Source organism: Psychrobacillus sp. FSL W7-1493, assembly GCF_038004905.1.
In the GTDB taxonomy this organism is placed as follows: Bacteria; Bacillota; Bacilli; order Bacillales_A; family Planococcaceae; genus Psychrobacillus.
Map to the genome: position 1 here is coordinate 26499 of NZ_JBBOSB010000002.1, position 22271 is coordinate 48769.

General features: G+C 38.9%; 24 protein-coding genes and 2 tRNA genes. 23 read left to right on the top strand and 3 right to left on the bottom strand.

The annotated features are described in order from the left end of the window. Nucleotides 1-8 precede the first annotated feature (8 nt). The 9 genes from mazG to MKX96_RS17585 all read left to right on the top strand — a co-directional run bounded on the left by mazG (nucleotide 9) and on the right by MKX96_RS17585 (nucleotide 5330). Nucleotides 9-1469 carry a nucleoside triphosphate pyrophosphohydrolase gene (gene mazG / locus MKX96_RS17550; protein ID WP_340886188.1) on the top strand — a complete coding sequence of 487 codons (1461 nt, stop codon included), beginning with the start codon at nucleotides 9-11 and terminating at the stop codon, nucleotides 1467-1469. Nucleotides 1470-1473: 4 nt separating this feature from the next. After that, a complete protein-coding gene (locus MKX96_RS17555; RefSeq protein ID WP_251556966.1) occupies nucleotides 1474-1764 on the top strand; it encodes an RNA-binding S4 domain-containing protein in 291 nt (96 codons plus the stop codon). A gap of 170 nt (nucleotides 1765-1934) precedes the next feature. Then, the gene (yabP, locus tag MKX96_RS17560; RefSeq protein ID WP_169360362.1) at nucleotides 1935-2237 is read left to right on the top strand and encodes a sporulation protein YabP; all 303 of its coding nucleotides are present in this window, start codon (nucleotides 1935-1937) and stop codon (nucleotides 2235-2237) included. After that, a complete protein-coding gene (gene yabQ / locus MKX96_RS19605) occupies nucleotides 2234-2752 on the top strand; it encodes a spore cortex biosynthesis protein YabQ (protein ID WP_169360363.1) in 519 nt (172 codons plus the stop codon). The genes yabP and yabQ overlap by 4 nt, the downstream gene beginning before the upstream one ends. 11 nt (nucleotides 2753-2763) lie before the next feature. Continuing rightward, entirely contained in the window at nucleotides 2764-3162 is a 399-nt protein-coding gene (locus MKX96_RS17565; RefSeq protein WP_251556968.1) for an FtsB family cell division protein, read from the top strand. Nucleotides 3163-3305: 143 nt separating this feature from the next. Then, nucleotides 3306-3737: a S1 domain-containing RNA-binding protein gene (locus tag MKX96_RS17570; protein WP_169360364.1), complete on the top strand. Its 432-nt coding sequence runs from the start codon at nucleotides 3306-3308 to the stop codon at nucleotides 3735-3737. Nucleotides 3738-4319: 582 nt separating this feature from the next. Then, on the top strand, nucleotides 4320-4778 hold the full coding sequence (locus MKX96_RS17575) for a DinB family protein (RefSeq protein WP_169360365.1): 459 nt from the start codon (nucleotides 4320-4322) through the stop codon (nucleotides 4776-4778). A gap of 94 nt (nucleotides 4779-4872) precedes the next feature. Next, complete coding sequence (locus MKX96_RS17580) at nucleotides 4873-5064, top strand: hypothetical protein (protein ID WP_340886195.1); 192 nt, start codon at nucleotides 4873-4875, stop codon at nucleotides 5062-5064. Nucleotides 5065-5069: 5 nt separating this feature from the next. Further along, nucleotides 5070-5330 (top strand): hypothetical protein, encoded by a 261-nt coding sequence (locus tag MKX96_RS17585; protein WP_340886197.1) that lies wholly within the window; start codon nucleotides 5070-5072, stop codon nucleotides 5328-5330. A gap of 364 nt (nucleotides 5331-5694) precedes the next feature. Here the strand turns inward: MKX96_RS17585 and MKX96_RS17590 are convergent, their stop codons facing one another. The 3 genes from MKX96_RS17590 to MKX96_RS17600 all read right to left on the bottom strand — a co-directional run bounded on the left by MKX96_RS17590 (nucleotide 5695) and on the right by MKX96_RS17600 (nucleotide 6646). Then, a complete protein-coding gene (locus tag MKX96_RS17590) occupies nucleotides 5695-6426 on the bottom strand; it encodes a nucleotidyltransferase domain-containing protein (RefSeq protein WP_340886199.1) in 732 nt (243 codons plus the stop codon). 67 nt (nucleotides 6427-6493) lie between these two features. Continuing rightward, a tRNA-Glu gene (locus tag MKX96_RS17595) sits at nucleotides 6494-6565 on the bottom strand. Between the two features lie 7 nt (nucleotides 6566-6572). After that, nucleotides 6573-6646 (bottom strand) — tRNA-Met (locus MKX96_RS17600). Between the two features lie 296 nt (nucleotides 6647-6942). Here MKX96_RS17600 and MKX96_RS17605 point away from each other — a divergent pair. The 14 genes from MKX96_RS17605 (at nucleotide 6943) to folK (ending at nucleotide 22271) form a co-directional block, all read left to right on the top strand. Then, a complete protein-coding gene (locus tag MKX96_RS17605) occupies nucleotides 6943-9315 on the top strand; it encodes a SpoIIE family protein phosphatase (RefSeq protein WP_169360367.1) in 2373 nt (790 codons plus the stop codon). Between the two features lie 67 nt (nucleotides 9316-9382). Then, nucleotides 9383-10774 carry a tRNA lysidine(34) synthetase TilS gene (gene tilS, locus MKX96_RS17610; RefSeq protein WP_340886203.1) on the top strand — a complete coding sequence of 464 codons (1392 nt, stop codon included), beginning with the start codon at nucleotides 9383-9385 and terminating at the stop codon, nucleotides 10772-10774. 15 nt (nucleotides 10775-10789) lie between these two features. Continuing rightward, nucleotides 10790-11332, top strand: a complete 543-nt coding sequence (gene hpt, locus MKX96_RS17615; RefSeq protein WP_169360369.1) for a hypoxanthine phosphoribosyltransferase — start codon at nucleotides 10790-10792, stop codon at nucleotides 11330-11332. 183 nt (nucleotides 11333-11515) lie between these two features. Next, entirely contained in the window at nucleotides 11516-13549 is a 2034-nt protein-coding gene (ftsH, locus tag MKX96_RS17620; protein ID WP_340886207.1) for an ATP-dependent zinc metalloprotease FtsH, read from the top strand. 110 nt (nucleotides 13550-13659) lie between these two features. Next, nucleotides 13660-14442, top strand: a complete 783-nt coding sequence (locus MKX96_RS17625; RefSeq protein WP_340886210.1) for a type III pantothenate kinase — start codon at nucleotides 13660-13662, stop codon at nucleotides 14440-14442. Between the two features lies 1 nt (nucleotide 14443). Then, nucleotides 14444-15325: an Hsp33 family molecular chaperone HslO gene (hslO, locus tag MKX96_RS17630; protein ID WP_169360372.1), complete on the top strand. Its 882-nt coding sequence runs from the start codon at nucleotides 14444-14446 to the stop codon at nucleotides 15323-15325. Beyond that, nucleotides 15309-16238, top strand: a complete 930-nt coding sequence (locus tag MKX96_RS17635) for a peptidyl-prolyl cis-trans isomerase (protein WP_340886214.1) — start codon at nucleotides 15309-15311, stop codon at nucleotides 16236-16238. Before hslO ends, MKX96_RS17635 begins: the two co-directional genes overlap by 17 nt. 388 nt (nucleotides 16239-16626) lie before the next feature. Beyond that, the gene (gene cysK / locus MKX96_RS17640; RefSeq protein ID WP_340886216.1) at nucleotides 16627-17550 is read left to right on the top strand and encodes a cysteine synthase A; all 924 of its coding nucleotides are present in this window, start codon (nucleotides 16627-16629) and stop codon (nucleotides 17548-17550) included. Between the two features lie 141 nt (nucleotides 17551-17691). Further along, complete coding sequence (locus MKX96_RS17645) at nucleotides 17692-19104, top strand: anthranilate synthase component I family protein (protein ID WP_340886218.1); 1413 nt, start codon at nucleotides 17692-17694, stop codon at nucleotides 19102-19104. Continuing rightward, on the top strand, nucleotides 19101-19688 hold the full coding sequence (gene pabA, locus MKX96_RS17650) for an aminodeoxychorismate/anthranilate synthase component II (RefSeq protein ID WP_340886220.1): 588 nt from the start codon (nucleotides 19101-19103) through the stop codon (nucleotides 19686-19688). The genes MKX96_RS17645 and pabA overlap by 4 nt, the downstream gene beginning before the upstream one ends. After that, complete coding sequence (gene pabC / locus MKX96_RS17655; RefSeq protein ID WP_340886222.1) at nucleotides 19689-20528, top strand: aminodeoxychorismate lyase; 840 nt, start codon at nucleotides 19689-19691, stop codon at nucleotides 20526-20528. Nucleotide 20529: 1 nt separating this feature from the next. Then, nucleotides 20530-21387 carry a dihydropteroate synthase gene (gene folP, locus MKX96_RS17660; RefSeq protein WP_340886224.1) on the top strand — a complete coding sequence of 286 codons (858 nt, stop codon included), beginning with the start codon at nucleotides 20530-20532 and terminating at the stop codon, nucleotides 21385-21387. Nucleotides 21388-21390: 3 nt separating this feature from the next. Then, complete coding sequence (gene folB / locus MKX96_RS17665; protein ID WP_298469515.1) at nucleotides 21391-21756, top strand: dihydroneopterin aldolase; 366 nt, start codon at nucleotides 21391-21393, stop codon at nucleotides 21754-21756. Beyond that, nucleotides 21750-22271, top strand: coding sequence for a 2-amino-4-hydroxy-6-hydroxymethyldihydropteridine diphosphokinase (folK, locus tag MKX96_RS17670; RefSeq protein WP_340886945.1), 522 nt, complete (start codon nucleotides 21750-21752; stop codon nucleotides 22269-22271). Before folB ends, folK begins: the two co-directional genes overlap by 7 nt.

The following is a 22271-nucleotide window of genomic DNA, read 5'->3' on the forward strand; positions in this document are numbered from 1 at the left end:
GTGAGAAGATGCACGAGATTACAATAATCGGACTTGGGGCCGGTGATTTAAATCAGCTTCCACTAGGGATTTATAAAAAGTTAAAAAATGCAACCCATTTATATGTTCGTACAGAACAGCATCCAGTCCTTCAAGAGCTCCAAACAGAGGGCGTAACTTGGACTAGCTTTGATGCTATTTATGAAAAGAATGATCAATTTGAGAATGTGTACAAAGAGATAGTGGAGAATCTTCTGGAGCTGTCAGCTGTAAATCCAATAATCTATGCTGTTCCTGGCCACCCTTTAGTAGCGGAGCAAACCGTTCAACTATTGGTTCAGGCTGAAAAACAAGGCAAGGCAACGATTACTATAGAGGGCGGGCAGAGCTTTCTAGACCCTATTTTTGGAGCTCTTCGCATAGATCCTATAGAAGGTTTTCAATTGTTAGACGGAACTAGCTTTAAGCGAGATGATATACAGATGAATTCTCACGTTTTAATAGGGCAGGTTTATGATTCCTTTAGTGCTTCAGACGTTAAGCTAACACTAATGGAAAAGTATCCGGACGATTTTGAGGTCACAATAGTGACAGCGGCAGGTTCCTCGGAAGAAGTTTTAAAAAAGGTGCCTTTATTTGAACTGGATCGGGAAATGGAATTAAATAATTTAACAACCTTATACGTTCCACCTATTCATGAAAAAGAAAGTCGTGTTAAGGAATGGCAAACTCTTCGAGAGGTGGTAGCCCAGCTGCGAGGTCCTAATGGGTGCCCTTGGGATAAGGAACAAACGCATACAACCTTGAAAAAATATGCAGTAGAAGAGGTTTACGAGCTACTTCAAGCAATAGACGAGGAAGATGACGATCATATTGTAGAAGAGCTGGGAGATGTACTTTTACAAGTTTTCTTACATGCTCAAATTGGAGAAGACAATGGATACTTTAGTTTAGAGGATGTATTAGCTTCAATAACTGAAAAAATGATTCGAAGACATCCGCATGTTTTTGGAGATGTAGAAGCAAATAGTACAGAACAAGTATTAAGTAATTGGCAGGAGATTAAAGAAAAAGAAGGTAAGAAAACTTCAAAATCTTTATTAGAGGATGAATTACGAACGGAATCGTCTCTATTGACCTCCTTTAATTATCAAAAAAGAGCTGCCAAAGTTGGCTTTGATTGGCCAGAGGTTTCTGGAGCTTGGGAGAAGTTTGAGGAAGAGCTGCAGGAGTGGAAGGCTGAGCTCTTGTCTAATGATAAAGAAGCGCAGACAGATGAGCTGGGAGATTTATTATTTACCGTGGTGAATTTAGCACGTTTTTACGGACTATCTCCAGAGCTTGCCATGATGCAAGCAAATAAAAAATTCAAAAGAAGATTTGAATATATAGAACGCTGTGTTCAACAAAACAGAGGAAGCTTTGAAGATTATAACTTAGAGGAGCTTGACCAGTTTTGGAAGGATGCCAAAAAATTAGAGAGGCAGTGAGGATATGAGATTAGATAAATTTCTAAAAGTTTCAAGACTTATTAAAAGAAGAACATTAGCTAAAGAGGTAGCGGATCAAGGACGTATTACGATTAATAATAAGGTCGCAAAGGCTAGCTCTGACGTTAAGGTTGGTGACGAGCTATCTATTCGTTTCGGCCAAAAGGTTGTGACTGCATCCGTGGACGGGATTAAAGACTCTGCTAAAAAAGAAGAAGCTGCATCCATGTTCACCATTATTAAAGAAGAGAGATTAGAGAAGGTAGATCCTCAGTTCATTGACGATGAAGATTAAGAGAAAGATTATCTTGGTTTTCAAAGATTACGTTTAAATTGGAAGATGATAGTCTTCCTTTCCGGCTAAATCTATTAAGAATAAATTCTTTTTAAAAAAAGCATGAGATTGAGTCATGCTTTTTTTATATGGAGCATACAATAGATTAGGACAAGGAGAGGAGAGAGTATATGCAATATCAAGCAGAGAATCAAACTATCACAATTCCGTCGGGGGATCACTTAATTTCACTTAGAAATCGTAAAAGAATGGACTTAACATCTGTAAAAGCAATCGAACGATTTGATCAGCAGGAATTTTATGTACGTACATCTCAAGGAACCCTTCATATCAAAGGAGAGGACTTGAAGATTGTCCATCTAGATGTTGATAAAGGACTTCTAACTTTGGAGGGCATTGTACGATCTATGGAGTACGATGAGGAACAAAGTTCAGACGGTGCTAGAGGATTACTTCATAAATTATTCGGATGACACTTTCTCTACAGTTTTATAGTTTAATGCTAATGATTGGCAGCGGTATTTTAGTTGGTGCTGTAATAGAAGGAACGCGTTTTATAACGGGGCATACTCCCAAGCGTTCCTTTGTTTTTAAATATCAGGTAGTGTTAGAAATAGTTATTTGGATTTTAATGGGACTAGCGACCTTTTACATTCTTTTTAATGTACGAGACGGGATTTGGAGAATTTATGATCCACTTGCACAAGTGTTAGGAATCCTCCTTTACCAGTTATTTTTTCAGCCCGTCTTTCGGTTAGCTGGAAGAATCTTTTTGCGTTTGGTAGTAAAGCCGATTTGGTTCATAATTCGGACCATTTTAAGGATTCTTGGAAAAATTATATCTTTTATCATATTTATTATCAGTTTAATAATAAAACCATTCCGTACTCCATACAAAAAATTAAAGCTATTGGCACTACAGAAATTGCCAAAAATAAGTTATAATAAAAGATACCAAAAATATAAGAAAAAATATAAGAAAAGATAGGAGAGAACGATGTGAGGCAGAGACAAATACAAAAAGAACCATACGAAAAACAAGTGGCATCTATAAATACAGATTATTTACGCTCTGTTCAACGTCGCGAATCTCGTATAAAATCTAAAAAAGTTCGGTTATTTAGACGGTTAGCAGCATTCTTTATCGTTTCAATAGCAGTAACTGGATTTTTAATAATGACCCTTGTGAACAGCCATCAAACATTAGCAGAGAAAAAGGAACAGCAGGTCCAGGTAGAAGAAGAACTAGCAAAAGTTCAAGAAGACCAAGAAATGCTCAAAATCCAAATCTCCAAGTTAAATGATGATGATTACATCGGAAAGTTATTAAGAAAAGAATTTTTCCTTTCAGAGGAAGGCGAAATTATCTTCTCTCTTCCAGAGGAAAATGATAAGTAAATTAAAAAAAACCAATTTGAAGAGAGTGGTCTTGTTGACACTCTTTTTTTGTTAGCTATAATAAAAGATAGGATATGTATAAAAAAACTATACAAATTCATTTTTTAAGGACCGCTTAAATTTTAAGGAGGAGCATTTTTTTTATGTCAATTGAAGTAGGCAGCAAGGTACAAGGTAAAGTAACAGGAATCACTAACTTCGGAGCATTTGTCGAGCTTCCAGGAGGCTCAACTGGTCTAGTTCACATTAGTGAAGTTGCAGATAACTATGTGAAGGATATTAATGATCATTTAAAAGTGGGCGACATGGTAGAAGTTAAAGTGATGAATGTTGAAGCGGATGGCAAAATCGGCTTATCTATTCGTAAAGCAAAGCCACAAGCAGAAAGACCAGAGAGACCAGAACGTCCTCAGCGTCCACGCAGTAATAACCGCCCGAACGATCGTGATCGTCCGAGCAAAGAGAATTTTGAGCAAAAAATGGCGAGATTCTTAAAGGATAGTGAAGATCGTTTGACTACGTTAAAACGCGCAACTGAATCTAAACGCGGTGGTAGAGGCGCAAAACGAGGATAACATGCTGTCTGTTTTATCGGTAGAAAAAATGTTTAATAGATGTAGAAAGGTGCTAGCTTAGCTAGTGCCTTTTTTGTATTGGCTATGTTAAAGGTTAGGGTTGATTTATGATGCAAAGAAATCTTAAATCAGAGAGTAGAATTGATTTCCGCCCCAGCCGGACGCTTTCCTCGGGGTGAGCGATAAGCCATCACCCATCGCTTACGCGCGTGGTTGTGATGTCTTATCTGTCTCACTCATCCCGTAGGAGTCGCCGTCTGGCGCTCCAATCAATAAATGGGAACAGCTTTAGCATCGGTAAAGCGCTAATAAATTTACTCGCATAAATAAAGTAGAAAGAGTGTCACCAACCCCAATTTCATCATCTATTTATGTTCTTAATAGCCATTTGAAAGTTCCTTTGTTTATGTTTACAGTCACTATAAAAAAAATTTTCAGTCAAAATCAACCAAATAACTTAAACAAAGCTTTTGTATTAAAAATATTTTCAAAATACGCACAACTAAGGTAATATTTACTTAGTGCAACCATGAAAAAGAGAATGAATAGTTAAATCTAGGATTTAGTGTAGGAGGATGAGTGATGACTAAGGATGAAATTCTACATGCACATCAAAACTACTTACGTTGGTTGACCTTTCTTGAGAAGATGAGTGAGGATGAAGGAAATACTCCTTATCGAGAAGGGAAATGGACTCCAAACGAGATTGTAATGCATCTGGCAGAGTGGGATAAGTTTACCTTGCAGGAGCGTTTACCTCTAATGAAAGAAGGGGAAAAACATCAAGCGTACCCGAATTTCGAAGACTTCAATGCAAAAGCTGCAGCCCTTGCTCATGAACAAACATTTAAAGAAACCCTTGCTCATGCAAAAAAGCAACGTGAAGCGATCATGGCAGAGCTTCAGAAAATTGATGAAGTAGAATGGGATAAGTACTTTTATATTGGTGACCATTCAAGTACTATACGAAATTATTTTACAGACTTCATCGAGCATGACCTACATCATCAAAAACAAATAACACCGGAATATAATAACTAACCTCTCAAAAACCCGTTAGACCATTTTCAAAAGGTCTACGGGTTTTGTTCTTTGGGAACTTTAAAAAAAATATTTATTGAGGAAGGAGATTCTAATGATAACTAGAAATTCAGCAAAGGCTCTTATCATAGATAATAAGAGACTATTAACTATTAAGTTATACGAAAATAATGAGACTTATTTTATTTTACCGGGTGGTGGGCAAGAGCCAGGAGAAAATTTACATGAAACCCTAAAAGAGAATGTAGAGAAGAGGCAGGCGCAGAGGTTACCATCGGAGATCTAATATTTGTGCGAGAATATATCGGGAAGAATCATGAGCTTTCTAAGAAACACGCGGGTTACCATCAGACGGAGTTTATGTTTTTAACCAAAGTTGTTCGATTAAACTACGCACAATCTACTTTTCTTGACCTAGGACAAACTGGCTTGGAGTGGATACCTATTGCAGAGCTAATGAAATATAATTTTTACCCCAAAGGATTAAGAGAACATATCATTACTTATGTAGAGAAAGGAAAAACAACAGTCTATGTAGGTGATATTAATTGATAATTAGTAAAAACTTCTCTTATAGATGACACTTTAGATGAAAGACATCCCTACAATATTTTTTTGGAATAGAAGGGATACTAGTTGATTGAAGTGGAAGGCGGCGACTCCTGCCGGAATAGCATGAGGTGAAGACCCCACAGGAGCGCAGCGACGAGGAGGCTGAGGCCATGCCGGCGGAAAGCGTCCGACTGGAATGGAAATCGCTGCTCTCAAATTTTAAAAAGCGAGTAAGCAAACGATTTGTCGTTCACTTACTCACATAAATATCCGTGATTATTTCGGCATCCGACCTAACGGATTCTCTAAAGAAACAGTTGAGGTGATTATTGGATCTCCAACTGTTGCATTAGGTTAACTATGCTTAGTGATCATCACTGGTAGGCTTGCCTAAAGAAAACCCTTCAAACAAGCGCCCACCATAAGGCTGAAGCATCTCGTCGACAATCTCGACAATCTTCTCTTTTTCACGATGCTTGTAATAGGCATCGAAGGCTTCCGTAAATTTAATTGCAAATGATTCGTCAAATTGTTTCAAAGCACGATACCCCCATTTAGACGTGCCCGTCCACTGCCGATTTGTTTTTAATACAAATTCATTGGCTAGATCTAAGAGGGAATGGACGACAAATAGCTCCTCTTGGGTATTTGTACAGCCAATAAAATCATCTAAAACATCTGTAAGAAAATAGCGTTTCATCGTAATAGTCTCTTTAGACCATTCCCTCGGTCCATTCGACAATAGTACGCGAGCCTCTTCTTGAATAGGGGACAATACCCCTTGCCCCTTTAATACCACTCCCTCCGCGACCATCTTTGGAAGGGAAGGCTTAGCCCTTTCACAATCCAGCTCAAAGAAGTGCTTGTAGGAGCTCAAACTATGGGCAAATACCTCTATTGGCCATCCTTCTAAGTATAGAGATTCTCTATAGGAGGTGAGAATGTGCTCATCGAATATTACAATATCCAAATCAGAGGTGGAGGTACCTTCTCCTCGAACAACACTCCCAGCTAAAATGGCTCCTAGACAATGAGGAAAGTATTGCTGAACAAAATGCTCAGCTACTACAAGTGGATCACTTTTCTTCTTAAACATTTACCTGCCTCCTTTGATAAAAGGATAACAAAAAAGAGGTTGCAAGTATGCAACCTCTTTTTAAAGATGACCCCTACGGGATTCGAACCCGTGTTACCGCCGTGAAAGGGCGGTGTCTTAACCGCTTGACCAAGGGGCCGTATAAATGGCGGCCGAGGGGATCGAACCCCCGACCTCACGGGTATGAACCGTACGCTCTAGCCAGCTGAGCTAGGCCGCCGTTATAACAACAAATATCATATTACAAGCGTTTGGACAAAGTGTCAATACTTTTTTAAAAAGATATTCATAAATAATCATTTACGAAAAAAACTGACAATTTATGTGCGGATAATAACCTAGGAATACGTTGGTTTTCGAGTGGTCCAGGGCCAAATGCATCATTCAATATTTCAGGGAATTCAAAACGTGGTATATCAGGTCGAAAAGTTTTTGAGAGTGGTGCCAGGAAGAGACATACTTTTTGAAATCCACTAGGTATACTTCGAACATGAGTTGAATAGGGAGGAATACAATATGAAAACTATTTACGAACAAGAGCAAAAAAGAAGTTTCACATGGAGAAGGGTAGTTGAAAATATTCAAGCAAGAAAGGTCACCTTAACCTTAATGGCGACATTCTTTGTACTTTCATTTTTTTTAGCCCAGGTTGTTCTATTCGAAGCGTCAGTACCATTTTTCTTGCCTATTTGGGCATTGGTTAGCTTAAGATTTCAACGATTTATTCCTTGGACATTTGCAGGAGCACTATTAGGAAGCTTGACGCTTGGATTAGGGCAATTGATGATTCATGTATTTCAGGGTATTTTCTTTACGCTTCAAGGAAAGAAGCTGATAAATAAAATCCCTATTCCCTTATTTGTATTAATAGATGTCGTATTGATCCAGGTTCTTTGGCAATTCGCTTCATATGGGGGCTCAGTTCCAGTTTCTGTTTGGTTAGCGATAGGGTACGAAGGTGTATTGAGCTTGTTCATGACAATCTTTTTGTTTCAGTTGTTCATTCCATTACCCGAATTGATCCATAAAAAATGGACAATGGAAAGGATGGGCTCTGCTTTATTGATAGGGGCCCTAGTGCTAACTGGTATGTCATCCTTTATCATTGGTTATGTTTCGGTTCCATTAATACTTGCACATTTAGTAATTGCTGTTGCTGCCGCGGTAGGAGGTGTTCAACTTTCTACTGTTGTGGCAGTCCTGGCGGGCACGGTATTAAGTATTTCCACCTTAAGCTTTAGTGGAATGATTGCGGTTTATGCCTTGACCGGCTTCTTAGCGGGTCTCCATAAGAGATTTGGCAGGCTTTGGCAGGCATTTAGTATGCTTGGAGCCACATTTTTCTTTCTGCTATATGATCGAACGTTACCTCTAGATTCGGTTTATATCGGCTCATTGGTAGCGGCCTCGCTAATCTTTTTTATGATTCCTTCTGCATGGATTAAGGATTTGAAGGAACAGCTTTATCCTGACACGACGCATGTCTTATTGAGAAGACAGAAGTGGATGACTGAAAAGGTGAATCATCAGTTACAGGAATTTCAACACTTTGTGGATTTCATTACGCGTTTTATATCAGATCGATTTGAACCTAAAGCAGCAAGTGAGGAGAGGGTAGAAGCATTAGTAACTTGTCAGTCTTGTTTTCATTATGAAAAATGTTGGGGGGCAAAATCAAACGGCATACCGAGTCTAATTCAACAGTGGGAGGAGCAACCTAAAAAAGCGAGGATACAGTTAGAAAAGAAAATGCAGTTTAAATGCGTTAAACCATTACAAATAATGCACGAATTAAAGGAGAGGGAGGCGAAAAGAAAGCTAGCCTATGAAATGCAGCATGGTAAAAAGATGTTTGCCTTAAAATTGAGAGATATGGGAAATCACATGAGTGAGCTGATGAACAACTTAGAAAATAATGTTGCGTTGTATACATCGCAGGAGGAAGAGGTGAAACAGAAATTTCAGCAATGCAATATTCCATTTTATCAAATAGATGTATTGAACATTGATGTGGGTCAGATGGAGGTAGTCTGCTGTTTGCCAATAGAAGCTAGAGGTAAAATGATAGGGGAAAGGTTAATAATTCCGATTTTATATGAGCTATGGAAGGAACCTTTTGAAATAACTTCGATGAAAGAAGTTCATCACCCATATGAACATATTCAAGTATCATTTAAATCTTCTGTCCGATTTAGTGTTTCACACGATATATTTACTTCTTCTAGTAAAAATACAATCTATTCAGGAGATGCACATGCCGTTTTCCAGCTACACCCGGGGTTATTAGCAGTTATTTTATCAGATGGGATGGGTAATAATGTAGAGGCACATAGGGAAAGTAGGAGGGTAATGCAGTTTATGAGGGAATGTCTTCATAAGAAAATGGATCCTGAGACAACTATGCATACATTGCATTATATGATGAGTCTACAAGATGACTCAGATAGCTATGCTACGGTAGATCTGGCTTTAATAGATTTACAAAAGGGAGAGTTGTGGTCCTGGAAAGCTGGTAGTATGTCTACGTATCTAATTCGAGGTAATGAGATGCGTAAAATTGAAAGTAAGCATGTGCCATTTGGCTTTTTGCCTACTTTTTCAATAGAGGCGAAAAAGGTCGATATTAAAGATGGAGATATATTATTAATGCTATCGGATGGTGTGTTCTCAGCAAATACAACAATAGAAAAACAGGAGGCCTACTACAAAAAGGTGTTACAGGATCCTACAATGAGTGCAGAAAAATTTGTGAAGATTTTAGAGGAAACCTACTCATTGCCAGGAGATGATAGAACTGTAATCTTTATGCAGGTGAAGCATGCTGTACCGGAATGGTCGATATTTTCACCAAGACAAGCCGCAAAATTTCAAGAAAAAATGGTACACTAGACTAGTATAAATGTTTATAGAGAAGTGAATTATGAAGATAGATTATTTTTAAGGGAGAGATGAGAAGATGCATCCATTCGTTCGAAAGGTGAAGCAATATATAGACCAGCACCGATTGATTGAAGAAAAAGAGCGTCTTCTTATCGCTTGTTCTGGCGGTACAGACTCTGTTGCAGTGGTACTAGCCATGAGGGAACTTGCGGTTTTTTACAGTTGTGAGCTTGGTATTGTTCATACAGATCATCAATTGCGTGGAAAAGAGTCTGCCGAGGACCTCGAATTCGTCAAGGAATTAGCTAATCGGTTAAAACTTCCTTTCTATTCTGCTGCGTTAGAGGTGATGAGTAGAGTAGAACAAGAAGGGGGAAATGTTCAAGTTATTTGTAGGCAGGAGCGTTATTCCTTTTTCGATGAGGTGATGGAAACCTATAATTATAACAAGCTTTTGCTGGGACACCATGCAGATGACCAAATAGAAAATGTCTTGATGTCGTTAATAAGAGGTACTATTAGCTCCACGATAACGGGGATTCCAAAAAAGAGACCTTTTTCAAGTGGTCAAATAATCCGTCCTTTTCTAGGTGTTACAAAGCAAGAGATTGCAACCTATCTAAAGGACCAACAACAACTTCATAGACATGACCCAAGCAATGACAAACATACATATACAAGGAATCGAATTCGCCATCGATTAGTGCCTCTCTTGAAAGAAGAAAATCCAAATATAAGCGATCGCATAATGCATTTTGTAGAGAAACAGCTTCAGGATGAAAAGTACCTTCAAGAGATAGCGGCAAAAAAGTATGAACAGCTTGTGACGGTTAATGAGGAAGGGGCATTGGTTATAGATTCTCTAAGCTTTTCTACAGTTCCCATTGCTTTACAAAGAAGAGTGATTCTACTACTATTAGAGTATCTATACAAAAACTCCGATATACTACTTAACGATCGATTGATTGAATCCATTCTCGCCGCTTGCAATAATCATGAAGGTAATGAGGTATTACACTTACCAAATGCTTTTCATCTCACTCGCCATTACAACCACATACAATTTAGCGCTCATAAAACGGCACCTGTTATACGTGGGGAATTTGTTTTGTCGGAAGATTGTTGGATCAATTGCGGTGCTGGCTTTTCCATCTACTTAACGCGAAACTTAACAGACGATCTTTCCCAAGAGAAATGGTTTGTACAATTAGAAAACCACCACTTTCCGCTTTCTATAAGACAGAAGGTACAAGGTGATCGAATACGTATCAAGGGAATGTCCTCATCTAAAAAAGTTTCCCGTCTATTTATCGATGAGAAGGTCTTACCAGAGGATAGGATGAGTTGGCCACTGCTTGTGCAAGCTAACAATGATATAATTGCAGTAATTGGCTTACGCTACGGAGAATTATTTTCAAAGCAACACAGCTCGCAGAACTATGTGATGTTTGTAAAGCGAGATAAATGACTAGGGGGACTAGAAATGCTAGAGAAAGATATTCTAGAGATTTTATTAACAGAAGAACAAATTCAAGAAAAAACAAATGAGCTTGGAGCTATGCTTACTGCAGATTATGCGGACCAATTTCCCCTTGCTATCGGAATTTTAAAAGGTGCAATGCCATTTATGTCTGATTTGATGAAACGAGTAGATACATACATCGAAATGGACTATATGGACGTTTCTAGCTATGGAAATGCTACTGTTTCTTCTGGTGAAGTGAAAATTGTAAAAGATTTGAATACAAGTGTAGAGGGCCGAGATATTTTAATTATTGAGGATATCATTGATAGTGGGATGACATTAAGCTATTTAGTGGATCTATTCAAGTATCGTAAAGCAAAATCTATTAAGATTGTCACATTATTGGATAAGCCGACAGGTAGAAAAGTAAAGTTAGAAGCTGATTATGTTGGTTTTATAGTTCCAGATGCTTTTGTTGTTGGTTATGGATTAGATTACGCAGAAAAATACAGAAACTTACCGTACGTTGGTGTTCTTAAAAAAGAAGTTTACTCTTTTTAATGGAAGCTAGGACTGTTTAACTAGTATGTTAAGCAAAAGTCAAAGCTCTATGAAAGTCATTGATAGATATGAACAAAGCCTTAAAATTTTGTTCTTTTTTAGAAGGCTTTTCATTGTACGCCAAAAAAAACGTATGTTAAGATAATCATTAGTTTTTCTGTTTACCTTGTGAGGAGGCTAGGAATGAATCGAGCATTGCGCTACGCCATATTGTATTTATTGATATTTTTTGTGATTGTAGGAATATTTGCTACGTTTAATACAAATAATACCCCTACTAAAAATATTCGTTATGATGAATTTATGACTTCACTTTCAAAAGGTGATGTTACTAGCTTTTCAATGCAACCTGAACAAGGAGTTTACTTTATAGAAGGTTCTATGAAGGGCTATGAAGAAGGAGAAAAGTTTTTAACTAAACTTCCTTACAATAGTGAAAAAGTGCTAGAGAGAATAGATTCACTAGCAACTGCAAACAACGTACAAATTGATGTTATTGAAACTTCAAAAACTAGTGGCTGGGTACAGTTCTTTACCGGTCTACTTCCTTTCTTGATTATCATCATTTTATTCTTCTTCTTATTGAGCCAATCACAAGGCGGTGGTAACCGTGTGATGAACTTCGGTAAGAGTAAAGCAAAACTGTATGATAATGACAAGAAAAAAGTGAAATTCCCAGATGTTGCTGGGGCAGATGAAGAAAAAGCAGAGTTAGTAGAAGTTGTAGACTTCTTGAAAGATCCACGCAAGTTTGTAGAAATTGGAGCACGTATACCTAAAGGGATTCTTTTAGTAGGTCCTCCAGGTACTGGTAAAACGTTACTAGCACGTGCTGTAGCTGGTGAAGCTGGAGTTCCATTCTTCTCTATCAGTGGTTCTGACTTCGTAGAGATGTTCGTTGGGGTGGGTGCATCCCGCGTACGTGATTTGTTTGAAAATGCAAAGAAAAATGCGCCTTGTATTATTTTCATAGATGAAATTGATGCAGTTGGTCGTCAACGTGGAGCAGGTCTTGGTGGCGGTCATGATGAGCGTGAGCAAACACTAAACCAATTACTTGTTGAGATGGATGGTTTTGGAGCTAACGAAGGTATTATTATCATCGCAGCTACAAACAGACCAGATATTTTAGACCCGGCTCTTCTACGTCCTGGACGTTTTGACCGTCAAATTACAGTAGGTCGCCCAGATGTTAAAGGTCGCGAAGCAGTGCTTCAAGTACATGCACGCAACAAACCTTTAGATGATACAGTTGACTTGAAAGCAATTGCTCAACGCACACCAGGATTCTCTGGAGCAGATTTAGAAAATCTTTTAAATGAAGCTGCCCTGGTAGCTGCTAGAAGAAACAAAACAAAAATTGATATGTCAGACATTGATGAAGCAACAGACCGAGTTATTGCTGGACCAGCTAAATCTGGGAAAGTAATATCTCCGAAAGAACGTAAAATTGTTGCCTTCCATGAGGCTGGACACGTAGTAGTAGGTTTAACACTAGATGACGCAGAAGTCGTTCATAAAGTAACTATTGTTCCTCGTGGCCAAGCTGGCGGATATGCAGTAATGCTTCCAAAAGAAGATCGTTACTTCATGACTAAACCAGAGCTTCTGGATAAAGTTTCAGGATTACTAGGTGGTCGTGTTGCAGAGGATATCGTCTTTGGAGAAGTTTCTACAGGAGCTCATAATGACTTCCAACGTGCTACTGGTATCGTCAGAAAAATGGTTACGGAATATGGTATGAGTGACAAGCTAGGACCAATGCAATTTGGTCAAACTCAAGGAGGAAATGTCTTCCTAGGTCGTGACTTTAACTCAGAGCAAAATTATTCAGATAAGATTGCATATGAAATTGATCATGAGATGCAAACGATGATCAAAGAGCAATACGAACGAACTAAACAGATCTTAACAGAGAAACGCGATTTGTTAGATTTAATCGCAAATACGTTATTAGATGTTGAAACGTTAGATGCTGCTCAAATTTTACATTTACAAGAGCATGGAACACTACCTGTTCGTGAATACGATCAAAACGACCAAAAGGTTGATTTGAGTAAGGAAAAGGATTCCGATGCTACAGGAGCTTCTTCTGATCCGACAATTGGTGATTTACCATCAGAAAAAGGCACGTCTCATGAGACAGGTCCTATTCTAGAAGAACGTACAGATGGTACTTCAGATCCAATTCAAGAAAAGCGTCCAACTGATAAATAAAATATATAGCTGAGTGATTTTCGTCTTTAGGCGAGTCACTCAGCTTTTTTATTTCTCGGGAAATATGGTATGATGTGTTGGAAATCTACGTAAAAGTGAGGAAAATCTTCATGATACTTGTGCTTGATACAGGAAATACAAATATTGTACTAGGAATTTACCATAATGATCAGCTGATTCATCACTGGAGAATGGAGACGGACCGTCGTAAAACAGAGGATGAGTTCGGGATGCAGGTCAAAGCACTCTTTTCTCATGTTAATATAACTTTCGAACAAATAGAAGGTATTATCATTTCCTCAGTAGTGCCACCAATTATGTTCTCCTTAGAAGCTATGTGTAAGAAGTATTTTGGTATAAAACCCTTAGTTGTAGGTCCCGGTGTAAAGACGGGATTGAATATAAAATATGAAAATCCTCGTGAAGTCGGTGCGGATCGCATTGTTAATGCAGTAGCAGCTATTCATGAATATGGAGCACCTTTAATTATTGTGGACTTTGGTACTGCCACCACTTACTGTTATGTAAATGAAAAAGGTGAGTACTTGGGTGGTGCTATTGCGCCAGGAATCGGTATTTCGACAGAAGCATTATTTGAAAAGGCTAGTAAGCTTCCAAGAATTGAGCTTACTACGCCTGAGCATGTAATCGGTAAAAATACTGTTTCAGCAATGCAGTCTGGTATTGTTTTTGGATACGTTGGGCAAGTGGAGGGCATTGTAAATAGGATGAAAAAAGTTTCTAAAGTAACTCCCAAAGTTATATCTACAGGAGGACTTGCTCCTTTAATAGGTAATGAAACAACGATTATGGATATGATTGATCCTTTTCTTACGTTAAAAGGATTGTATTTAATTTATCAACGAAATATAGATGAAAGAGGTATGAGATAAAATGAATGATTATTTAGTTAGAGCTTTAGCTTTTGAAGGAAGCGTAAGAGCATTTGCAGTTCGTACAACAGGTACGGTAGGTGAGGCACAGCAGCGTCATCAAACATGGCCAACTGCTTCTGCGGCATTAGGTAGATCTATGACCGCTGCAGTTATGATGGGAGCAATGTTAAAGGGTGACGATAAGTTAACAGTTAAAGTAGAAGGAAATGGTCCTATTGGTCCTATGATCATCGATAGCAATGCTAAAGGTGAGGTGCGTGGATATGTAACAAATCCTCAAGTACATTTTGATTTAAACTCAGTCGGCAAGCTTGATGTTCGTCGTGCAGTTGGAACAGAGGGTACTTTAACAATTGTCAAAGATCTAGGGATGCGAGACTTCTTTACGGGACAAGTACCAATAGTTTCTGGAGAAATTGCAGAGGATTTCACTTACTATTACGCTATTTCAGAACAAGTTCCGTCCTCAGTAGGTCTAGGAGTATTGGTTAACCCAGACAACTCCATTTTGGCTGCTGGTGGGTTTATCATTCAGTTATTACCAGGGACAGATGACGAGACTATAACAATTATAGAAGAACATTTAAATAAGATGGAGCCGGTGTCTAAGTTAATCGAAAGAGGATTGACTCCAGAGGAACTCTTATTTGAAATTCTTGGGAAAGAAAACGTTCAAATATTAAATGAAATGCCAGTACAGTTTGAATGTAATTGCTCTAAAGATCGATTTGGTAGTGCAATTATCAGTCTTGGGGAAAGTGAAATCCGTGACATGATTGAAGAAGACGGTGGTGCTGAGGCTCAATGTCATTTTTGTATGGAAAAATATAATTACTCAGTAAATGAATTGGAGTCTTTTATCGATGAAATCAATTCATAATAATGTTCCAACTCAACCTAAACGACGTTTAAAAACGAAACCGGTACTTATTGTACTAGGTATACTTTTACTTGGAAACTTACTTTGGTTTATAGCTTGGTTAATACCAAATGATCAACAAGCAAAGGCATCCGAAGAAGTCGCTTCAGTTGATGGAAAGATTATTACGAAAGAGCAATGGATGGCTTCCATGGAAACAATTTACGGAAAAGAAGTATTATTAGATATGGTAAACGCAGAGGTCATGGAGGCTGCTGCGAAGAAAAACGATATTAAAGTAACAGATGCAGAGATAGATCTGGAGCTAGCGCTTATTAGGTCAACAAGGGAAGGTACAGACACTTCCCTTCAAGCATATGACGATGAGATATTACGAAAGAAAATTAGGTCCCGCCTTATTTTAGAGAAGGTATTAGCAAAAGATGTTAATGTAAAGGAAAAGGATATTAAGGATTTCTATGAAAATAATAAAAATCTATATAATATCCCAACTTCCTACCGTACTAGCGTTATTTACGTGTCTACAGAAGAGGAAGGGAAAGCTGTTTTAAAAGAGCTCAAGGATGAATCGTCCTTTGATGGTCTGGCAAGAGAGCGTTCGACAGATCCAAGTTCTGCAAGCTTAGGTGGAGACGTGGGTTATATCTCTAAAGGTACTGATTCGATAGATGAAGCTTTAGTTGAAGCATTAGAGAATGTTAAAGAAGGAAAGACTAGCGGAGTTATCGCTCTTAAGGATGGCCGTTATGCAATAGCACTTGTAAAGGATATATTTGAAGGACAAGCATTCTCTTATGAGAAAGTAGAAGGTCATATAAAGAGAGAGCTGGCACTAAGTCAAATAAATCAATCTGTAACACAAGAATCATTCTGGCAGGAATATAAAGCAGAATGGATATATGGAGAACAGTAAAAATAAGGCTTTAAACCGCCCTCCAATGTTGGATGAATCTAACAATGGAGGGCGATTTTTATAGACGGCGCAAGAGATTGTCGGGAATATACCATGCTGCTCTCCCTACTGAACGCGAAATGGATTCATTTTGAAAACAAATGTATATAAGAGTCTAAAGTCCCGTAGAATATATAGAACAAGAATTAAAATTTTTGTTTGTACTGTAGTAAAAGGGGTAGGTTAGTATTTATGGCAATGTGGGTGAACTGCTTATTTTAAAAGAATCGTCAATAATAAAATTTACTTTATTTGGCGAACTGTATTAATTGACAGTAGTTCTCAAAGATTGATATGATATAGGAAATAAAACCTATCAATCAAGTAGGGATTAGGAGTGAATCGTAGAATGGCAAAATTAGCGAATAGTGTAGCAGATTTAATAGGTAAAACACCGATTGTTAAATTAAACAGAGTGACTAGCCCAGAAGATGCTGAGGTTTATGTGAAATTAGAATACTTTAACCCTGGAAGCAGTGTAAAAGATCGTATTGCTCTAGCAATGATAGAAAATGCCGAAAAAGAAGGCAAATTAAATGCAGAAAGCACGATTATTGAGCCTACAAGTGGTAACACAGGAATCGGGCTAGCAATGATTGCGTCTGCAAAAGGGTATAAAGCTGTATTAGTAATGCCAGACACAATGAGCTTAGAGCGTAGAAATTTACTTCGTGCATATGGTGCTGAATTAGTGTTAACACCTGGAGCTGATGGTATGAAGGGTGCAATTGCGAAGGCGCTAGAACTATCGAATGAAAACGGTTGGTTTATGCCACAACAATTTAATAACCCTGCAAATCCAGAGGTGCACCGTTTAACAACTGGTCCTGAAATTGTAGAAGCATTTGACCAATTAGATGGATTTGTTGCTGGAATCGGTACAGGTGGTACAATTACAGGTGCTGGTGGCGTGTTAAAGGAAAAATTCCCAAACATCCACATTGCTGCAGTTGAACCAAAGGATTCAAGTGTCCTTTCTGGTGGTAAACCAGGACCACATAAAATTCAAGGAATTGGTGCTGGTTTTATACCGGAAGTATTAGATACAGATTTATACAATTCCATCATTCAAGTTTCTAACGAGGATGCTTATGCTACTTCTCGTGAAGTTGCTAAAAGTGAAGGGATTTTAGGTGGAGTATCTGCAGGTGCTGCTATTTACGGAGCACTTCAGTTAGCAAAACAACTTGGTAAAGGTAAAAAAGTTCTTGCAGTTATCCCTGACAACGGGGAACGTTACTTGAGTACACCTCTTTATCAATTTGAAGACTAATTTATATGTGTTCGGGATTATAATTTCATAAGAGTTGATTTAACGAGAGGGAGTTTGTTTACTTCCTCTCTTTTTTGTGGCAAAAAGGAATAGTTTCACGTTAAGATGAAGTCAGATTGTTTTTAGGGGGAAATGAAAATAATGGGATTACATCTTCATACGCATTCATTTCAAATGTCTAAAGAGGCATTTTTTTATGGATATAAAGAGCTTACCAAAAATGAAACACATCATCTGTTCTTAGAGAGTGGGAGAGGCGGTCATATTTCTGTCGCAGCCTGGAATCCATTAGCTACTATTAAGTCTGAGGAGAAGGGCATCCATGTTAAGTGGAGAGAAGGAGGGGAGGAATCTATAGAGGGTGAGCCTTTAGATGAGCTAGAGCGCCTCATTGCAAACTATAAGATTTCTTACGATAGCAACCTTCCTGACTTTCAAGGGGGAGCAGCTGGTTTTATTAGCTACGATTATGCTAGAAAGATAGAAGTACTACCAACCCATTCAGAAGATGATTTGCATATACCGGATATATACTTTTATCTACTAGATAGCTGGGCTGTGTTAGATGTGGAGACTGAAACAGTAACATTGATGAAGCTCTCTAGTAGTAGTGAGGATTTAGAGGATATGGAAGAGCGATACAAACAGGCAGCCGATCAGGGCATATCCTCTAGAATCTTCTTGCCGGGAGCTGCGATGGAAGTTCAAGAGGATTCATCGAAGCTACATGTGTCGATGAGTTCAGAGGAATTTGAAGCAGCTACGCTAAAAATTCAAGAATATATTGCTCAAGGAGACGTTTTCCAAGTTAACTTATCAGTTCGTCAATCTAAAGAGTTAAAAGCATCAGCCATTGAAATGTACGAGGCTTTGCGTACCTTCAACCCTTCTCCTTATATGGCATATATCCAGTCACCAGAGTTTGCGGTAGTTTCAGGATCTCCTGAGTTATTGGTAAAGAAAAAGGGGTTTGAGCTATCTACAAGACCAATCGCTGGTACAAGGCCAAGAGGGAAAGACGAGGCAGACGATCTTTTATTGGCCAATGAGCTGATTGAAAATGAAAAAGAGCGTGCTGAGCACGTCATGCTTGTAGATCTGGAGCGGAACGACATAGGGCGCGTTTCTGCTTATGGCACAGTGGAAGTGGACGAGTTTATGGTGATTGAGCGTTACTCCCATGTCATGCATATTGTTTCAAATGTTAAGGGGCAGCTACGCCAAGGGGTGACAAACTCAGAAATAGTTCGAGCAATGTTCCCAGGTGGAACCATTACTGGAGCACCAAAAATAAGAACCATGGAAATCATAGATGAGTTAGAGCCTGTTCGAAGAGGACTATATACAGGTTCTATAGGATGGCTTGGATACACCGGGGATATAGAGCTTAATATCGTTATACGGACGGCATTTATACAAGATAGAATGGCTCATATACAGGCAGGGGCAGGTATAGTAATTGATTCGAAGCCTAGTGCAGAATATAAAGAGTCCATAAACAAAGCAAAGGCTTTATGGCAAGCAAAGGCCATGGCGGAAGGAGGAAGCAAATGATTTTGATGATTGATAACTATGATTCCTTTACCTACAATTTAGTGCAATATATCGGGGAATGTGGTGTAGAGATAAAGGTGGTTCGTAATGATGAGCTTTCCATAGAAGACATTGAGCAATTATCACCTCAAGTTATTGTTGTTTCTCCAGGTCCCTGTACCCCGAACGAGGCAGGTATCAGCTTAGAAGTAATCACCTATTTCGCCGGGAAAATACCTTTGCTAGGGGTTTGTTTGGGACATCAATCCATTGGCCAAGCTTTTGGGGGTAATGTAATTCGTGCAGAACGACTAATGCATGGGAAAACGTCTCCGGTCTTTCATGATGGTAAAGGTGTTAATAAGAATATGCCTAACCCGTTCCTTGCTACTCGCTATCATTCTTTAATAGTAGAGAGAGGCTCACTTCCAGACTGTCTCGAAATTACATCCTGGACAGCGGAGGGAGAAATAATGGGAATACGCCATAAGGATTTTCCAGTAGAGGGTGTACAGTTCCACCCGGAGTCTATCATGACGGAGGAAGGAAAAAAACTAATCCAAAACTTTGTGCATGACCACTGCTATGCTAAGGAGCTGTCCTAAATGGAGGCTTGGAAGAATGGGCAATTATATAAAGCTAGTGAATTAACGGTATCAGCCTATGATCATGGCTTCTTATATGGACTTGGCTTTTTCGAAACGTTTCGCACCTACAATGGCAACGTATTTTTATGGGATGAGCATTGGTTGAGACTCAAAGAGGCACTGGCCGATTTTCGTATAGACTTGCCTTATGACAAGCAGGCCATTTTGGAGGCTGTGAATTTATTAACAGAAGCGAATAAAGGGGAAGACGGGTATTTTCGTTTAAACGTTAGTGCAGGTATTCATGATCTGGGATTACAGCCAAACAATTATCAGGAACCAACCGTTATTTTATATCGAAAGCCCCTTGTTCCGATGATACGTGGTAAAGAGAAGTCAGCAGTCTGGTTAAAGACTGTCAGAAATACTCCGGAGAGCAGCATTCGTCATAAATCCCACCACTTTGCAAACAATGTTCAAGCGAGGTTTGAACTAGACTCACTAGCTGATCAGGAAGGGATTTTTATAAATACCTCAGGTTTTGTGGCAGAAGGTATTACTTCTAATGTCTTTTGGGTTAAGGGTGGGAAAGTCTATACTCCCTCTGTTGAAACTGGAATATTAAATGGAACGACGAGGAAATGGATTTTAAAAAATTGTACAAGCGATATAGAAGAAGGCTTTTACACAAAGACTCATTTAGAATCTGCAGAAGAGGTTTTTATAACAAACGCAGTTCAGGAGCTGGTTCCGATTAAAAGTATTGACGGGAAACAGTTTTTAGGAAATCTCGGACCTGTTTACAAAGAGCTTCACAAACAATACGTTGCGTGTATTCAGGGAAAAAGGAGAGCATAGCATGAATTTAAAACATAATTTACAACCGTTTAAAGCTGGAGGAGTCACTCTAGATTTTCGAAATGAAACGATTATAATGGGTATTCTTAACGTTACACCGGATTCCTTTTCGGATGGTGGAATGTTCAATGAGATAGAGCAGGCTGTCGGTAGAGCAAAACAAATGGTAGCCGAAGGAGCTAAAATAATAGATGTTGGGGGAGAGTCCACAAGACCAGGATATACACCAATATCTGATGAAGAAGAAATTGGGCGTGTTGTGCCGGTTATCCAAGCTATTAGCCAACAAGTGGACGCAATCATTTCTATTGATACGTATAAATCAGCTGTAGCTAGAGCAGCTATAGAGGCCGGTGCGCACGTCATTAATGATATTTGGGGAGCTAAGAAAGATCCGGAGATTGCCAATGTGGCAGCCGAATTCAATGTCCCAATTATACTCATGCACAATCGAGATGATGAGGACTATGTAGATTTTTGGATAGAGGCGAAGAAGGATTTAGAAGAAAGCATCCATATTGCCAGGACAGCAGGTGTACCTCATGAAAACATTTGGTTAGACCCTGGCATAGGATTTGCAAAATCTCATGATCAGAATATTTTAATGATGCAGCATTTAGCTGACCTCGTGGCTATGGGCTACCCAGTATTGTTGGCCACTTCCCGTAAGCGTATGATTGGCAATGTATTAAATTTGCCAGTGGACGAACGTGTGGAGGGTACTGGAGCAACAGTATGCTATGGTGTCCAGCTTGGCTGTCATATAGTGAGAGTTCATGATGTCAAGGAGATGGGAAGAATGACGAAAATGATGGATGCTTTATTAGGCAAAGGCATCGAGATGAAAGCGGAGGCTTAACAGATGGACTATATTCATTTAAATGATTTAGAATTTTACGGATTTCATGGGGCACTTCCAGAGGAAACAAAGCTCGGGCAAATTTTTAAAGTAACGGTGACTCTTGCCTGTGACTTAAAAAAAGCCGGGGAAACAGATAACTTAGACGAGACGGTTAACTATGCTGAGGTATTTGAGCTCTGTAAGGAAATCGTGGAGGGAAAACCTTATTTGTTAATAGAAGCTGTTGCGGAAAGAATTGCTTCTCGAATACTGGAGCGGTATAAGGAAAAAGTAAGTGGATGTCGAATACATCTAGTAAAACCAAACCCTCCTATAGTAGGCCACTACACTTCGGTAGCTGTTGATATAACGAGGGGTATATTATGAACGTAGCATACATTTCCTTAGGATCGAATATAGAGAATCGATTAGAATTTTTACAAGAAGCAGTTGGTTTATTGAAGGAGACACAACAGATAGATGTTCTGAAGGTGTCGTCGGTCTACGAGACAGCTCCAGTCGGTTACGTGGACCAAGCGGCATTTTTAAATATAGTTGTAGAACTGAAGACTTTATTTACTCCACATGAATTATTAGTAAAATGCAATGAAATAGAGGACTTACTGGGGAGAAAGAGAATAGTTCGCTGGGGTCCAAGAACAGTAGACCTTGACATTTTGTTGTATAATGAAGAAAATATGAAAACAGAAGACCTCATTATTCCTCATCCTAGGATGGCGGAAAGAGGCTTCGTGCTTGTTCCGCTTTTGGAGTTAAATCCTAATATAATCGATCCGCGGACAAAACAAGCTTTTTCGAATTTAGTGCATGACCAGAAAGAGGGCGTCCATTTATGGAGAAAGTTCGCTGGGGTCGACGCATTCGTGCATTTCGAAGGTTAA

Bases quoted from the DNA above. Each gene is read 5' to 3' on its own strand.
- mazG (WP_340886188.1), top strand. From the start codon at position 9: ATGCACGAGATTACAATAATCGGACTTGGGGCCGGTGATTTAAATCAG.
- MKX96_RS17555 (WP_251556966.1), top strand. From the start codon at position 1,474: ATGAGATTAGATAAATTTCTAAAAGTTTCAAGACTTATTAAAAGAAGA.
- yabP (WP_169360362.1), top strand. From the start codon at position 1,935: ATGCAATATCAAGCAGAGAATCAAACTATCACAATTCCGTCGGGGGAT.
- yabQ (WP_169360363.1), top strand. From the start codon at position 2,234: ATGACACTTTCTCTACAGTTTTATAGTTTAATGCTAATGATTGGCAGC.
- MKX96_RS17570 (WP_169360364.1), top strand. From the start codon at position 3,306: ATGTCAATTGAAGTAGGCAGCAAGGTACAAGGTAAAGTAACAGGAATC.
- MKX96_RS17575 (WP_169360365.1), top strand. From the start codon at position 4,320: ATGACTAAGGATGAAATTCTACATGCACATCAAAACTACTTACGTTGG.
- MKX96_RS17580 (WP_340886195.1), top strand. From the start codon at position 4,873: ATGATAACTAGAAATTCAGCAAAGGCTCTTATCATAGATAATAAGAGA.
- MKX96_RS17590 (WP_340886199.1), bottom strand. From the start codon at position 6,426: ATGTTTAAGAAGAAAAGTGATCCACTTGTAGTAGCTGAGCATTTTGTT.
- MKX96_RS17605 (WP_169360367.1), top strand. From the start codon at position 6,943: ATGAAAACTATTTACGAACAAGAGCAAAAAAGAAGTTTCACATGGAGA.
- tilS (WP_340886203.1), top strand. From the start codon at position 9,383: ATGCATCCATTCGTTCGAAAGGTGAAGCAATATATAGACCAGCACCGA.
- hpt (WP_169360369.1), top strand. From the start codon at position 10,790: ATGCTAGAGAAAGATATTCTAGAGATTTTATTAACAGAAGAACAAATT.
- ftsH (WP_340886207.1), top strand. From the start codon at position 11,516: ATGAATCGAGCATTGCGCTACGCCATATTGTATTTATTGATATTTTTT.
- MKX96_RS17625 (WP_340886210.1), top strand. From the start codon at position 13,660: ATGATACTTGTGCTTGATACAGGAAATACAAATATTGTACTAGGAATT.
- hslO (WP_169360372.1), top strand. From the start codon at position 14,444: ATGAATGATTATTTAGTTAGAGCTTTAGCTTTTGAAGGAAGCGTAAGA.
- MKX96_RS17635 (WP_340886214.1), top strand. From the start codon at position 15,309: ATGAAATCAATTCATAATAATGTTCCAACTCAACCTAAACGACGTTTA.
- cysK (WP_340886216.1), top strand. From the start codon at position 16,627: ATGGCAAAATTAGCGAATAGTGTAGCAGATTTAATAGGTAAAACACCG.
- MKX96_RS17645 (WP_340886218.1), top strand. From the start codon at position 17,692: ATGGGATTACATCTTCATACGCATTCATTTCAAATGTCTAAAGAGGCA.
- pabA (WP_340886220.1), top strand. From the start codon at position 19,101: ATGATTTTGATGATTGATAACTATGATTCCTTTACCTACAATTTAGTG.
- pabC (WP_340886222.1), top strand. From the start codon at position 19,689: ATGGAGGCTTGGAAGAATGGGCAATTATATAAAGCTAGTGAATTAACG.
- folP (WP_340886224.1), top strand. From the start codon at position 20,530: ATGAATTTAAAACATAATTTACAACCGTTTAAAGCTGGAGGAGTCACT.
- folB (WP_298469515.1), top strand. From the start codon at position 21,391: ATGGACTATATTCATTTAAATGATTTAGAATTTTACGGATTTCATGGG.